At 39.6% G+C, this 15067-nt stretch carries 15 protein-coding genes; 11 read left to right on the top strand and 4 right to left on the bottom strand.

Going from position 1 to position 15067, the window contains the following annotated elements:
• Positions 1-216 precede the first annotated feature (216 nt).
• Positions 217-1440, bottom strand: a complete 1224-nt coding sequence (sucC, locus tag AC23P2_RS20580; RefSeq protein WP_122930931.1) for an ADP-forming succinate--CoA ligase subunit beta — start codon at positions 1438-1440, stop codon at positions 217-219.
• A gap of 125 nt (positions 1441-1565) precedes the next feature.
• Between sucC and AC23P2_RS20575 the strand changes: the two genes are divergently transcribed.
• Positions 1566-2285 carry a DUF1361 domain-containing protein gene (locus AC23P2_RS20575; protein WP_487774944.1) on the top strand — a complete coding sequence of 240 codons (720 nt, stop codon included), beginning with the start codon at positions 1566-1568 and terminating at the stop codon, positions 2283-2285.
• Between the two features lie 42 nt (positions 2286-2327).
• On the opposite strand, the gene AC23P2_RS20570 is transcribed toward AC23P2_RS20575, so the two are convergent.
• Complete coding sequence (locus tag AC23P2_RS20570) at positions 2328-3077, bottom strand: DeoR/GlpR family DNA-binding transcription regulator (protein WP_487774943.1); 750 nt, start codon at positions 3075-3077, stop codon at positions 2328-2330.
• Positions 3078-3133: 56 nt separating this feature from the next.
• Between AC23P2_RS20570 and nudK the strand changes: the two genes are divergently transcribed.
• On the top strand, positions 3134-3712 hold the full coding sequence (nudK, locus tag AC23P2_RS20565) for a GDP-mannose pyrophosphatase NudK (RefSeq protein ID WP_487774942.1): 579 nt from the start codon (positions 3134-3136) through the stop codon (positions 3710-3712).
• A gap of 95 nt (positions 3713-3807) precedes the next feature.
• Here nudK and AC23P2_RS20560 read toward each other — a convergent pair whose 3' ends face one another.
• Positions 3808-4653, bottom strand: coding sequence for an N-acetylglucosamine kinase (locus AC23P2_RS20560; RefSeq protein WP_487774941.1), 846 nt, complete (start codon positions 4651-4653; stop codon positions 3808-3810).
• Positions 4654-4816: 163 nt separating this feature from the next.
• On the opposite strand from AC23P2_RS20560, the gene lipB reads away from it, so the two are divergent.
• A complete protein-coding gene (lipB, locus tag AC23P2_RS20555) occupies positions 4817-5530 on the top strand; it encodes a lipoyl(octanoyl) transferase LipB (protein WP_487774940.1) in 714 nt (237 codons plus the stop codon).
• A gap of 1 nt (position 5531) precedes the next feature.
• Here the strand turns inward: lipB and AC23P2_RS20550 are convergent, their stop codons facing one another.
• Complete coding sequence (locus AC23P2_RS20550) at positions 5532-6860, bottom strand: cytochrome P450 (RefSeq protein ID WP_487774939.1); 1329 nt, start codon at positions 6858-6860, stop codon at positions 5532-5534.
• Between the two features lie 519 nt (positions 6861-7379).
• On the opposite strand from AC23P2_RS20550, the gene AC23P2_RS20545 reads away from it, so the two are divergent.
• The 8 genes from AC23P2_RS20545 to AC23P2_RS20510 all read left to right on the top strand — a co-directional run bounded on the left by AC23P2_RS20545 (position 7380) and on the right by AC23P2_RS20510 (position 14860).
• Positions 7380-9191 carry a hypothetical protein gene (locus tag AC23P2_RS20545; protein ID WP_487774938.1) on the top strand — a complete coding sequence of 604 codons (1812 nt, stop codon included), beginning with the start codon at positions 7380-7382 and terminating at the stop codon, positions 9189-9191.
• Between the two features lie 11 nt (positions 9192-9202).
• Positions 9203-9913 carry a hypothetical protein gene (locus AC23P2_RS20540; protein ID WP_487774937.1) on the top strand — a complete coding sequence of 237 codons (711 nt, stop codon included), beginning with the start codon at positions 9203-9205 and terminating at the stop codon, positions 9911-9913.
• A gap of 61 nt (positions 9914-9974) precedes the next feature.
• Complete coding sequence (locus AC23P2_RS20535) at positions 9975-10682, top strand: hypothetical protein (protein ID WP_487774936.1); 708 nt, start codon at positions 9975-9977, stop codon at positions 10680-10682.
• 61 nt (positions 10683-10743) lie between these two features.
• Complete coding sequence (locus AC23P2_RS20530; protein WP_487774935.1) at positions 10744-11451, top strand: hypothetical protein; 708 nt, start codon at positions 10744-10746, stop codon at positions 11449-11451.
• Between the two features lie 190 nt (positions 11452-11641).
• Positions 11642-12253, top strand: coding sequence for a hypothetical protein (locus AC23P2_RS20525; RefSeq protein WP_487774934.1), 612 nt, complete (start codon positions 11642-11644; stop codon positions 12251-12253).
• A 177-nt stretch (positions 12254-12430) separates the two neighbouring features.
• A complete protein-coding gene (locus AC23P2_RS20520) occupies positions 12431-13681 on the top strand; it encodes an EndoU domain-containing protein (RefSeq protein ID WP_487774933.1) in 1251 nt (416 codons plus the stop codon).
• A 144-nt stretch (positions 13682-13825) separates the two neighbouring features.
• Complete coding sequence (locus AC23P2_RS20515; RefSeq protein WP_487774932.1) at positions 13826-14167, top strand: hypothetical protein; 342 nt, start codon at positions 13826-13828, stop codon at positions 14165-14167.
• A 405-nt stretch (positions 14168-14572) separates the two neighbouring features.
• Positions 14573-14860 carry a hypothetical protein gene (locus tag AC23P2_RS20510; RefSeq protein WP_487774931.1) on the top strand — a complete coding sequence of 96 codons (288 nt, stop codon included), beginning with the start codon at positions 14573-14575 and terminating at the stop codon, positions 14858-14860.
• Positions 14861-15067: the final 207 nt, after the last annotated feature.

Below are 15067 nucleotides of genomic sequence, written 5' to 3'. Positions count from 1 at the left end.
TTCAAGTCCGATATTTCTTTAATCAACTCTTCCATAATCTCATCTATGCAAATAGCGTACCTAAACAGTTACAAAAAAACAAAAAGAAAGTATTTTTCATGGCTACTTAAATCAAGTATTTTAGTGTGGAGTTGTAAAGATTATAAATATCTCCTAAAAAAACAAGGCACGTCATTTGACGCGCCTTGCCATGAAAATACATTATGTGGGATTCTCTTATAGACCCAATGACTTCAACACTTCAGTAACTTTCGCTGCTGCTTCTTTGAACTCGATGGCCGAGAAAACTTGCAAACCAGATTCGTTGATGATGCGAGCACCTTCTTCAGCGTTAGTTCCTTGCAAACGAACAATGATAGGTACTGGAATGTTACCAATCGCCTTGTAAGCTTCAACAACTCCCGTTGCAACACGGTCGCAACGAACGATACCGCCAAAGATGTTAATCAAGATGGCTTTTACGTTCGGGTCTTTCAAGATGATACGGAAACCTGCTTCTACTGTTTTTGCGTTAGCGCCACCACCCACGTCTAAGAAGTTGGCAGGTTCTCCACCTGACAATTTGATAAGGTCCATGGTAGCCATTGCCAAACCTGCACCGTTTACCATACAACCCACGTTTCCGTCAAGTTTTACGTAGTTAAGGTTGCTTTCACCAGCTTCTACTTCCAACGGATCTTCTTCGTTGGTGTCGCGCATATCAGCAAGATCAGCGTGGCGGATGAGGGCGTTGTCATCAAGGTTTACTTTTGCGTCAACGGCTAAGATTTTATCATCCGAAGTTTTCAACACAGGGTTGATTTCAAACATAGCCGCGTCAGACTCGATGTAAGCACTATAAAGAGCTGATACAAATTTTACCATTTCTTTGAAAGCATTGCCTGTAAGACCAAACGCAAATGCAATTTTGCGGGCTTGGAAACCTTGCAAACCTACGCGGGGATCAACCCACTCTTTGATGATTTTTTCTGGCGAGTGTTCGGCCACTTCTTCAATGTCCATTCCACCTTCAGTACTTGCCATGATTACAGGGCAACCTTTGGCGCGGTCAAGAAGAATTGACATGTAAAACTCCTTCGGCTCAGAAGCTCCAGGATAGTAAGCATCCTCTGCCAAGAAAATCTTGTTTACTTTTTTTCCTTCAGGGCCTGTTTGGTGCGTCACCAACACGTGTCCGAGGAGGTTAGTGGCAGTTTCACGCGCTTGGTCAGGTGATTTTACCACTTGAACGCCGCGTTGTTCGCTACCAACAATTTGACCCTTTCCGCGTCCACCTGCGTGGATTTGAGATTTAATAACGACAAACTTAGAATTTGTGCGTTCTGCAATGGTGCGGTAGGCTTCTACTGCGCGTTCTGGGGTATCAACCACGATGCCGTCTTGGACTCTGACACCGTATTTTTTGAGTATTTCTTTTCCTTGGTACTCGTGGATGTTCATACTATTATTAGGTGAGTGTTTGTTTTTTTTTAGTTTGGCCGTGCCAAATTACACAAAAGTTTTAACTTGCTTATTGAATTTCGGCATATAATTCAGCGTTATTTGTGAAACTAACCCTCAATGTCTTGCTAAAACGTCTCCTTTATAAATTTTGGAAATACCGTTTTATGGTATCTGAGCCCCCAATTATTACCATGCAAGGGCTCTATCCGCTACTTTTGCTGTTGCTGTTGAGTATGGTGGCTTTGACCTACCACATGGTCAGAATTCAGTTCAAAGAAGCAGTCGATTTTTCAATGGATTGGAATTTGTTTTTAAGCTGGATTCCCCTAATCGTTGCTTTTATCGTGGACATTACTGTCAAACGTTTTCATCGTTGGTACGTGTGGGTGGGGCTGTGGAGTGTGGTATGGATTTTATTTTTCCCCAATGCACCTTACATGATTACGGACTTGGTGCATTTGTCGGTGGACATGGGCAGCGACCTCACTTGGCACGACATGATTATGCTTTTTTTCTACGCCGAAGTGAGTTTGTTCAACGGCCTTGTTTCGGTGTATTGGATGCACCGTAGTTGGCAAAAAACGTATTCTAAAGCCATTGGAAATGTGCTCCTGTTAGTTAGTTTCCCTTTGGCAGGTTTTGGGATTTACTTGGGTCGTATTCGCCGTTGGAACAGCTGGGATATTCTTCATAATCCAAACGAACTGGTAAATGCCATTTGGCAAAGCCTCACTGACCGAACAGCGCTTATCCTGAGTCTTGAGATTGGGGTGTTGCTCGGGATGCTTTACTTAGTTCTCTGGGCGTTGCTTCGTTTTAGAGTTCGACACATAGATGATTAATGGAGTACCTTCCCGAAAGTTCTAAAACTTTCGGGAAGGTACTTAGTGTAAAACGTTTACGCCTGCATTCTTGAATACTTGAATAGTGTCGGAAGATTGCTCATCCGTGATCAGAACATCTACTGTTGATAAAGGGGCAAAGGTCAGGTATTTGTCTTTGCCTAATTTTGAAGAATCACACAGTAAATAAGTGACTTGGGCATTGGCAGCCATCGACAGTGTCATTTCTGCTTCTTTTTCGCTGACCGCACTCAACCCTTTGTCCAACGAAATCCCCCCCACACCCAAAAAAGCTTTGTCGGCTTGGTAGCGTCGAATGTGTTCGGTGGAGATGGTACCGTGAACCGCTTGTCTTTCTGCATCCACTTCGCCGCCTATTAGATTGATGGAAACGGCGCTGTTGAGAAGCTCGTGGACAACAGGCAACGAATTGGTAATAACTTTAATGCGTTTGTCTCGAATAAAACTACACATCCTAAAAACGGTGCTTCCACAATCCATAAAAATGACGTCCCCGTCTTGGATTTGTGCCGCTGCAATGCGACAAATGTGGTCTTTCTTCTCGGCATTTACGGCTGATTTTTGAACAAAACTGATAGGTTGGTTGACCAAGCTTAACCTCATAGCCCCTCCGTGGGTTCGATAAAGCAGGCCGTCGGCAGCCATTGCTCCCAAATCACGGCGCACCGTAATCTCGGATGTCTCAAGAACTTGTGCCAATTCCTTGACATCAACGTCGCCTTTTTCATCCAGTATTTTAAGGATGATTTGCTTTCTGCTTTGATAACTCATGGATTTTGTTTTGATTTGTTCAAAAATAATCAAAATATATCAAAAATAATCATTTTATGAATCCCAACGTTCAAATCATTGAGGAAAAATTGCTTTCGGACAATTGGTACGTGCTCAAAAAAATCACGTTTGACTACCAAAATAAGTCGGGCGAATGGCAACGGCAGTCGCGGGAGGCGTATGACCGTGGCAATGGTGCGGTGATTTTGTTGTACCATCCTCAAAATAAAACGGTGATTTTAACGCGTCAATTCCGAATGCCTACTTACGTCAATGGAAACGAAACGGGCATGCTTATAGAAGCCTGCGCGGGGCTTTTGGACAAAGATAACGCGGAAGATTGTATTCGGCGAGAAACGGAAGAAGAAACGGGCTACCGAGTTTCGTCGGTACGTAAAGTGTTTGAGGCTTACATGTCACCTGGCTCAGTCACCGAAATTCTTTACTTTTTTGTGGCCGAATACGAAGCTACTATGAAAGTAAACGAAGGGGGAGGGGCCGAAAACGAACAAGAAAACATAGAAGTACTCGAACTCCCGTTTGAACAAGCATTAGTGATGATAAAAACGGGGGAAATCAAAGATGGCAAGACCATCATGCTGCTGCAATACGCGAAATTAGAAGGGCTGACTTGAAAACTGTTCAATTTGGACATTTGAAAATGTGATAATTTGAAAATTGAATTTCGTAAATTTTAATTTTCAAATTATCACATTCATGAATTTTCAAATTATCCTTTTTCCTTGTGGTAAAGGGTTAGTCCAGCGATAGGAGTTTCCATGATATGCCCGATGGTCATGCCTTTGTCGGCAGCGGCGCGGCGTAGAATGTCGTTGTAATAAAAAGCGACCGAACCAACGAAGTGAATTTTGTGCTGGTTATAATTGGGTAGTTTGGCTACATATTTGTCTAAAAACTCACCAAACGCCTCATAGACCAATTGATAAGCAAAGGGGTGGTTTCGGTTGTCAAAAAGAAATTTAGAAAAACTGGCAAAATAGCGGTTGGGAAACGGTTTTTTGTAGGCATTTTCCAATACGATTTCGCGGTTAAGCCCATAACGTTTGGCAAATTTCTCGGCCAGGTCGGTAGGCATCTCTTTGTGTAAAAAAGCCAAAACGACTTTTTTCCCTAAATGGCCGCCGCTACCTTCATCGCCGAGCCAAAACCCGAACGAAGGGATTTTATCAGCGATGTTTTTGCCGTCGTACAAACAATTGTTTGAACCTGTTCCTAAAATACAAGCAATACCTGGCTGGTGTCCACAAAGGCCACGGGCAGCACCGAGCATATCGCTATCAACTTCAATATAATTAGCGGTTGGAAAAACGGCTTCTAGTCCCCGCCGAACAATAGAACACGGTTCTTCTCCTGCGCAACCCGTTCCGTAAAAATATATCTCAGTTACATCGCCAGTGATAGCTGGTAAGAGGTTTTGGCGAAGTTCGTTGGCAATAGAATCGGAATCTTGGAAATAAGGATTAAGGCCAATGGTTTTGGCTTGTTGCACATTGTTTTCATGGTCGATGATGCGCCAGTCCGTTTTGGTCGAACCACTATCTGCAATTAATATCATTTGGTGCTGTGTTAGTAATGAAATGGAGGCTACAATAACAGAAGCAAAATTGGCTAAATCATCGTCACGAACCAACTCTTTGAAAAAAATGTAATAGAGGAAAACCGATAAGGTTTGCAAATCGAAGAGAACGAAACCTTGTAGGTTTAAAAGACGTAGCCCCATGAACACGATTCAAAATAAAAAAGTACGTTTTGAGGACTTAGGAATGATTGATTACCAAGCAGCTTGGGATTACCAAGAGAAACTGCTTACAGATACAGTAGCTACCAAAACGCAAAACCGCAAGCTGTCAGCAGAAGAGCAGCTAATTACCCCCAATCACTTGTTGTTTTGCCAACATCCGCACGTATATACACTTGGGAAAAGTGGGCATCAAGAAAACTTATTGATGAACGACGAACAACTGAACGCAGCGGGAGCGCAATTTTATAAAATAAACAGGGGAGGGGATATCACCTACCATGGACCTGGGCAACTCGTCGGGTATCCTATTTTGGACTTGGAAAACTTCTTTACCGACATTCATAAATACATGCGCCTACTGGAAGAAGCAATTATTCTGACCTGCGCCGATTATGGACTTTCGGCAGGAAGAATCGACGGCTTGACGGGAGTTTGGTTAGGGCATGAAGATGGACAAAATCCCCGTAAAATCTGCGCGATGGGGGTCAAATGCAGCCGTTGGGTGACCATGCACGGCTTTGCTTTTAACGTCAATACCGATTTGAACTTTTTTGGGAATATTATTCCCTGTGGTATTAGCGACAAAGCAGTCACTTCTTTGCAGCAAGAGCTTGGTCAAGAGGTGGTTATGAGTGAAGTAGCTGAAAAGTTGAAAGGCCATTTGGCGGATTTGTTTGATATGGAGTTGTAGTTTATTTTACCCAAACTTTGATTCCATTCATGGGCTTGAGCGTAATCAGCGGAAACATTTTTGGGTTGTGGGTGTCATCGGGTACGAACGTGAATCGCTTGATTAAGGATGCCAAAATCAGTTGCATTTCGATGAGGGCAAATTGCTGACCAATACAAACTCGTGGCCCCGCACCAAAGGGCAAATAGGCAAATTTGGGGCGATTTTTTACGTTTTCGGGGCTAAAATGTTCTGGATTAAAAGCAAGAGGGTCGTGCCAAAACTCAGGGTTACGGTGAAGTTCGTACATGGGTAAAAACACAATGGTACCCTTCCGAATTTCAACACCTTCAATCAAGTCATCAGTAATGGCTTCGCGGGCAACAGCCCAAGCAGGCGGGAATAACCGCAAGCCTTCTTCTACCACCTGACGAGTATAAGTGAGTTGCAAAAGTTGTTCCCAAGTCGGGACAGTGTCAAAAATCGAACATTCTTCACGGATTCTTTGAACCATTTCTGGATGTTTCGATAGCTCTAACAACAACCAATTGAGCCCGTTGGCGGAAGTTTCATGCCCTGCGGCAAACATCGTAATTGCTTCATCCCGAACTTGCTGGTCGTTCATTTGCTGACCCGTTTCTTCATCTGTACAATCAAGGAGCATTTGCAGGAGGTCATTATGGAACTGTCCTGAAGCGCGGCGTTGATTGATGATGTCAAAAATAAGGCGATTAAAATAGCTCAAATCGGCCCGAAAACGGCGATTGGCGCCGTTAATTGCCATCCAAGGCTTGAGAAAAGGCTTCCGAATATTGGCAATGATGAATTCTTGGGTACGGTTGATTTGCTGGTAAATAGTGGCTTTATCTTCGTTGGTGATGGTGGTAAACAACGTTCGGAGTGCAATGTCAGCAGTGATGGCCATCATTTTTTCGTCGAGGTCGATGGCTGGTTGATTTCGGTGCTCTTCAAAATGGTTGATAAACTGCGCGGTCAATTCGGCCATAATTTGGTACAAGCCGAGCATACGTTCACGGTGAAAAACGGGTTGAATCAGCCGCCGTTGCCGCAGCCAAAACTCTCCTTCGCTCGTTAATAATCCTTTCCCTAAAACTTTGCTTAGTTCAGTAAATGCCTTGCCTTTGGCGTATCCACGGTGGTTTTGTTGGAGAACATGTTTAAAAAAAGCAGGGTCACGAGAGAAGACAATATCCCGAAACAAGTGCAACCTAAAGGTATCCCCACAAGCTGAAAAACCATTGTGAATAAAAGCTAGCGGGTCTTTGGCAAACCGAAGTGGAGTAGCCAGAGGGATGAGGCTGGGCTGGTAGTTGGGACCGTAGGCATACAAATGGACAAAATTTTACTAAGGCTCAAAGTTATCTCATTATTTTATTATTGATTATACCCACCAAAAAGTAAGTCAGGCTACCAAGATTGGGGCTATATTGGTATACTACGCAAATGCAGCCGTAACGCAACTGGCCAATGCCTTCACTCTCTTTCACACCACCTGTTTGTTTAGGAATATCGGCTGGGTTGATAGTCAGAACAATAATACACATAATGAAATAACAATGGGTAGGCTCGGCTTATCGCTACGGGATGTACGGGCGACGTAAAATGGAGTTATACCCTCAAAACAACCTCGGGGGTATTGGCTACTACCAACGATACCCTCTCGCTGGCCTACAACACCTCACTGCTCGCCGCTTGGAGCGCGGGCGATACCCTCGCCCTCACCGCCGCTTGTACCTTGCCCAACTGTGGTGCCTCTGCACCCTCCGCAACGGTAAAAGTGATCAAAAAACAAAGTTGTGCCACTGTGCCTACTGAAACTAATTGCTTGGTGTATATAAAAGCAATGAACTTGCAAAATCAAGAAACCACTACATTTACTCGTCTCAATGGCAAACTACAACCTATAACACTATCAGTAGTTGACTCGAATAGTATGCCAATATCAAATGCGACCTATCAATGGTTTTTTAAAAATCGCTTAATTTCTAGCTTACCAGTAATTAATACTGATTCAATTGGTAAGTATAAAGTGATTGTTACTAGAGATGGGTCAAATTTCTGTGAAACTTTTGTTTCATTGTCGGCAACACCTTGTAGCCCAATCCCCCAAGAAGGAGTATGTGGTACTACACCATCAATCAATATTCAGGGAAATTGTGATAATGGGCCATTTCTTGAAAGCCTAAGTATCAACGATACCTTTATTGCTGCCGATTATCCCATTGAAGTGATAAGCATTACAGGTGGAAATGTTTCAACAGGGTGTTCGGGGACAGGTTTTATCAAACTTAAACTTTTTGATGTAGTTTCTAACGTAGAAGTCCAATTTAATGGAATCAAACTCTCCACTTGTTATCAATTGGTATGTGGAAAAGTAGAAACTACCTATGACCCAACTTCTAAAAATATCCTAGAGATAGATGACATTAGCTCAAGTACAAAGACTATTTATGCTGACTTGCAAGCTTTCTTAAAAGTATTCTCTGGAAGTCCAGAAGATATAAAACGTTTACAAAGCTTTCAAAATGAGCTGTTAAATGCAAAAACACAAATAGGTAACGAGGCACCAAACTTAGTTGCAATTATTGATAGTACTTCCTACTGGGTGAAAGAGTTACAAAATAACCCTAATGCTTGTACTAATTCATCCGTCAATCCTTCAAGTAGTAACCTTAGAAACAAAAGATTATCTGCTTCTATTTGCCCGATTGACCAAATCATTGACCTCAGTAACAAATACAATATTGAAAGTCAAAATATTCCTTTGAAACCCTGCGGAAGCGAATCAAGCGGGCACGCTACTCCACAGGACATAGAATTAGACCCAAGCGATTACCCATTAAATCCAACTAATTATAAAAACAAGTATAGTAATGATAAAACAAAATTAAGGTACTTACAGTTGATTCAGGGAAAACTGGCTCACCAGATTATTGAATGGGATTACTATCTGACACGTAGTGTATTAGGCAATAAAGTTTATTTAGAGCGTTCTATACCACGTTCATCTGCCAAAGGGAACACAGGTTTTGCCGACATTGTCAATGAAACTACGGGTGAAATCTTTGAAATAAAGCACGTATCAGGCATTGATTCTGGCAATGTGCAAGTGAATCGTTATGTTAAGTTCTCAAACATTCACTGCCCCATTACCCCTGCATGGAAAAGAGGTACTCAGTACAATGTATATGCGAATCGAAGAGTTTTTCCTTGGCCTTTTGACCCCACGAAAATACTTGTGGCAGAATTAAGTAAAGTATACCAAAACGGTGTAATTTCGTATTATTTCCTAGAACGAGAAAATTGGCCTCAATATCGCCCAGTTTCTTTGCCTGTTGGTGTAAAAGAAAAAGTAGAGGAATTTGTGCAAAAAATGCGGCTTCAAAACTTGAGTCCATCATTGTTAGAACAAGAAACAAGGCGATTTTTGCAGGAAAACCCCAACGTTGTCTTTTATTTGCAAGCTGCTTTGGGAGTCACTGCTGCGGTTATTTGTGTTGCAACTGTTTTGGAAGACATCGCCACCTTGGGGGCTGGCCTAGCCGATGACCCCGCAAGTTTTGCCCTTGCCTATGAATTGGTCAGGATTGCTCAAAATTTACCAAAGATTGCCTCACCTGCGGGAGCAACTGGAACTCGTCTTATTTTAGTCACTAATTAAATTTCATTCATATGTGGTCTAATAATATTAAATACTATTATCAAGGTATAAGTGAAAGTTTTTTATATCAATTGGATTTGCAATTGGGCAAAGAGTTTAAAAAGGTTACAGGATATTCAATTCCTAAAAAAAAAACAGTAGTAATACCACATAGTGAATCAATAACAAATGATTTTTCCTCTCAATCTTCTTCATTTATTGCAGCAATAGTAATTGTTGTTGAAGGTATTTATTCCAAAATTGCGTGGAAAAATTTAAAAGGTGATACCTTTATCAAGGTAAGTGACGAAGTGACCGAAGAAGACATTAAGTTTTGGTGGGAAGAATTAGATATGGAAAGAATGAAAATAGCTCTACAGGCTTACGCAGAGCCTGTTAAATTTCCTTTTTCCATCAAGAAAAAGCGTTTTAAGATTACGTACTATCAAACATTTGATTCTGAAATGATTTTTACATTTTCTTTCTCAGAGCAAGAAACCACCAAAAAAGAAATAGAGGAAGGGATTGATAAAATTGTCGAAGAGTGGAACAATTCGTCAATCTCATCGGAAGATGAAAGGATGCAGATAGAGCATTTTGTAAATAACAATTTACAGTTATCAAACAAAATTCAATTTTCTTTTGATTTTCGTGATGCTATCATCGATGGATTAGAATTTGTTGTAAAAAAAATTAATGAATCTTCATTGCCTATTAAATCGCTTAAAATAGAACCAATTTAATGTGTATAGTTTTCTGATAAGGAACTCGTTTAATTTTAGTCACTAATTAAATTTTATAAATATGTGGGCTGAGTATATTAAATACATTTATCGAGAAATAAGTGATAGCTTTTTAAATCAACTTAATTTACAACTAAATGAAGAATTTAAGCATTTAATTGGATATTCAATTCCTGAAAAAAAAACAGTATTACACCCCGAAGAAGCAGTTAAGAATGATACAAAAACTATGTCATCATCATTTAAAACTCTTGTAATTATTGCTGTAGAAGGTATTGATGCGAAAATTGCGTGGAAAAATTTAAAAGGTGATACCTTTATCAAGGTAAGTGACGAAGTGACCGAAGAAGACATTAAGTTTTGGTGGGAAGAATTAGATATGGAAAGAATGAAAATAGCTCTACAGGCTTATGCAGAGCCTGTTAAATTTCCTTTTTCCATCAAGAAAAAGCGTTTTAAGATTACGTACTATCAAACATTTGATTCTGAAATGATTTTTACATTTTCTTTCTCAGAGCAAGAAACCACCAAAAAAGAAATAGAGGAAGGGATTGATAAAATTGTCGAAAAGTGGAACAATTCGTCAATCTCATCGGAAGATGAAAGAATGCAGATAGAGCATTTTGTAAATAACAATTTACAGTTATCAAACAAAATTCAATTTTCTTTTGATTTTCGTGATGCTATCATCGATGGATTAGAATTTGTTGTAAAAAAAATTAATGAATCTTCATTGCCTATTAAATCGCTTAAAATAGAACCAATTTAATGTGTATAGTTTTCTGATAAGGAACTCGTTTAATTTTAGTCACCAATTAAATTTTATAAATATGTGGTCGAAAGATATTAAATACTTTTATCCTGAAATAAGTACTAGCTTTTTAAAGCAACTTAATGTGCAATTAAATAACGAATTTAAACTATTGACTGGGTATAATATACCTCTCAAAAAAATAAGTCTAAGGTCCGAAGACACGGTTAAAGATGATATACAAACGATGACTTCTTCATTCAGAGCACTTGTAATCATTGTTGTTGCGGGTATTGATGGAAAAATTGCGTGGAAAAATTTAAAAAGTGACACCTTTATCAAGGTAAGTGACGAAGTAACCGAAGAGGACATTAAGTTTTGGTGGGAAGAATTAGATATTGAATATGCAAAAGAAGCTCTTAGCTCTTATGCCGAACCTGTTAAGTTTCCTTTTTCCATCAAGAAAAAGCGTTTTAAGATTACGTACTATCAAACATTTGATTCTGAAATGATTTTTACATTTTCTTTCTCAGAGCAAGAAACCACCAAAAAAGAAATAGAGGAAGGGATTGATAAAATTGTCGAAGAGTGGAACAATTCGTCAATCTCATCGGAAGATGAAAGAATGCAGATAGAGCATTTTGTAAATAACAATTTACAGTTATCAAACAAAATTCAATTTTCTTTTGATTTTCGTGATGCTATCATCGATGGATTAGAATTTGTTGTAAAAAAAATTAATGAATCTTCATTGCCTATTAAATCGCTTAAAATAGAACCAATTTAATGTGTATAGTTTTTTAGAAATACGTTATAAATATTTCTAAAAAAATAAAATGTATAACCCTCGTTCATTGACATTTTGAGAAACACGAAAGTGTGAATCGAGCCCAAAAATTTTGCTTGTAAGAGAGGCTACTCCAATACAATAGTAGCCTCTCAACAAGCAAAGGTTATGTACCTCCGCAACGGTAAAAGTGGTCAAAAAACAAAGTTGTGCCACTGTGCCAGTAGCCCGAACAGCCTCTATCTGTGACATTTACATCAAAGTTACCAATGCACAAGGACAGGAAGTTTCTAAACTTACTCGCGCTGCGGGCGGTGGTTTCCAACCCGTTACGCTCTCCTTGGTAGGATTAGCCGATACTACCCTGCTCAACTTCCCTAACCTAACTTACCGTTGGACTGTACCAAGCCCCCTAACCCCCAATGGGGGAACCACTTACGTAACGTCGGTTATCGGTGATTATAAAGTGGTGGTTAAGAGCGGAAATGATAGTTGTGAGGTGTTCTTTACCCTCAGCGGTACACCTTGTGTAGTAAGAGACTACAGCACCGCCACTTGCCAAAACATCAGCATTAATGCCCCTACCCAAGGCAACACTTTGAGTAACTTAGCCGTAGGCGATAGCTTCAATGCTGCCGACTACACCGTAACTGTGACCGAGGTAAGCCCCCAAACCCCCAATGGGGGCTTTACAGGCCGTGGCTACGTAAGTGTGCTGCTGCCCATGGGCGTTACCCAAAACGTGGCCGTGACTTTCGACAACATTGCCATCAACGACTGCTACGAACTCGTTAATGGATAAATTGAACTCGTCGTTGACCCTAATAAGCAACTTCTTGATGTCGACGATGCTTGGGAAGGAATGCAAGATTTATTGGCTCAAACCGAGGCTCGCATTGAAACTGCCCAAACCTCCATTGATAAAATTTTAGCCCTGAATAAAAACGCGACAGCAAACAAACAGGCCATACTCGACGAATTGGCCAAAATCAAACCCACTATTTATTCCCTTTTGGCTGATGATTGTCGTACTCAAGCCTTTAAAGACTCTATTTTAAGAGAGTACAATGAGATGGTTGCTTATGCCCAGTCCCGTAATGCACGACTGGCCGCCACCAGTGCCGACAACCCTATCACAAAATACCTCACTTCGTGGGCTGAAAGGTTGCTTACCCCTGTTTTAAAGTGCGTGATTGATAAGTCTAACTTTCCTCAACTTATCAATTTAATTGTTCAGGAAACAGAGTATAAAAAATCTCTTTTACGGGTCAACTCAGCTGGTGTAACGGGAGATACCAAGTGCAATTTGCTCTTTGTAGAAGGCTTTGTCCATCAATTCTTTGGCAACCTAGATGCCATTGGCCTTTCAGAAGCTATTGCGAAAGTCGGAGTGGACAAATTAAAAGACTTTTTAGAATACATTAAAAATTGCTCTAATTCCTCTGTTACAGGCCAAAGCTACTTTGAAAACTGCTTATTGAATGAGCCTCTTCTGATTAGACCTACGGTTGACGCTTTTCAAATGACAAAAGGACTCTACGACGTTGTCAGTACATCGGTTGGGGAAGCCTATAGTTGTGCCTGTTGGGATCAAAACGGTGCGGCGGCCTCCGTAGAATGTGCCCATATTAGGGGGCAAATAACAGGATTTGTAGCCTCTGCTGTTTTGGAAGAAATATTGACAGGAGGTGCCGCTTCTACCTGGTTGGCAGTAAGAGCCGCAAGTATTGCCAAAAAATCTATCCGAAAAGTAGAAGCGTTGGTTGTAAATGGGAAAACCATTCTGACCAAAACCAACCTCAAAACAGCTGATTTTAGAAAGTGGATAAACAATAAATCTGCTGATTTAACGGAAGTTGTTAAAAAGGCTTTGGGGAAAGGTAAATTTGTAGCAGAAATTACCCAAGAAACTATTGACGAAATTTTCAAAGGAAAAATTTCAAAAATCCCGCCCTCAGAGGGACAAACACAACCTAGTTTCAAAGCAATAGGAGTCCATCATAAGTTAGCTATATCAAATAGAACGGCTGGTTTTGTAGAAGGGGATGTAAGAATAAGTAACATAACACCTGTCGATGCTAATGGTATTTATCAAGCTAAAGTTGAAATATATCATCCAGATCTGATTCCTATCAATGGCACAGGCTGGAAAGTAAAATATAACCAAGGAGGAAAATCTACTTTTTTCCCAGATAAATGGAGTCAAAATAAAGTACTTGAAGAAATTTAATATGCTTTTAATAGAAAATCTCTTCTAACAGGTAATAAATATAAAAGCTATACATCTAATGGTATTGAATTGCATTTTTATTTAGATTGCTCTGGCAATGTAAGTACTGTTCTTCCAATTTATAAACCTTAAATTTCATATTATATGAACTTTGAAATAAAACTAACTAAGAAAAAATTCGATACAGATTGGGGTTTTTTCATGGAGACTAGTGATTCTTACAAGGGATTAGGAGAACTTTTTTGGGATTATACAGATGTAAAAGATATCGAAATCCTTAAAATTGGTATTGAACAAACCATTACAGGAAATTGGGAAGAACCATTGCCATTATCCTTTGGTAGTGGTATAACGACTGCATTTGTTCACGCTGAAAAATCCTATATACACAATTATGATGGAGAGTTCCTAAAAATACCTACGGAGAAATTATTGCTATTTTTAAATATTTGGCTAAATTTTATCAAACTTTCTCAATCTATATAGTCACAGGATTTCAACTTAAAGGAAGTCCGAAAGGTTATGTAAACCCATAGTCTGTGTCTTCCCAGAACTAATATAAGAATGGGATTTTATGAAAAACAAAAGAAAAAACAATACATTGTATGGTTGATGGGAGTTGAAGGCAAACTTAGTGGGCAAGCACAGAATATTCTTAGACAAGCAAGATTAGGCCAAATATAAATAGAGAAATTTGGTGCTTTTAATCAGTAAGAACTGAAATTCTTATAAAACAAGGAACAACAACTGTTGACTACAAAATTCTTACAGAAGCTGAAATTAGAATTTTAGCAGAAAGACAATTTGATGCAGCACAAGTACCTATGGATCTTAGAAAGGCTTATTATTTAGAATGGAACAACTATAGACAAAAATTAACTAAATTTTAATATGAATACTAATAACATCCCCCAACAATTACATCTTTTGATTCCATTTGCTTCAAAATGGGGTATAGAGAATGATGGTATTAGGGACTCAATGATTTATAATTGTTCCATCGAAGAATTAAAAGAAATCGTAGATTCTCTTAATGACGAAAACATTAAAATTATTAATAATTGGCTAGGAGGTACAGAAGCTTTTTCACCCCCTTATTCAAAGGAGTATATAGCATTTACTTGTTATATTATGGCATTTGAATATGCCAAAGCCAGGTTAGAGAATTTAGATAAATAGGTAACTCACTATATCAGGTGTTACTATACAAAATAATTGGACAATTGCCAAACCCGTGGTCTGTGTCTTCACAGACCTAATCTAATAAGTGTCTCAAACCCGTTGTACATGGTGTTCAAAGACCACTGCGTACCCAAAATAAATAGCCCCCGCGGCGTACCGTGTTTGTAACTACTATACCGTTCATTGACATTTTGAGAAACACGA

The sequence above is a fragment of the Runella sp. R0.1_18 genome (genome assembly GCF_057652155.1).
The sequence above is the reverse complement of the archived record's forward strand: the minus strand, read 5'-3'. Positions and strand labels throughout refer to the sequence as shown.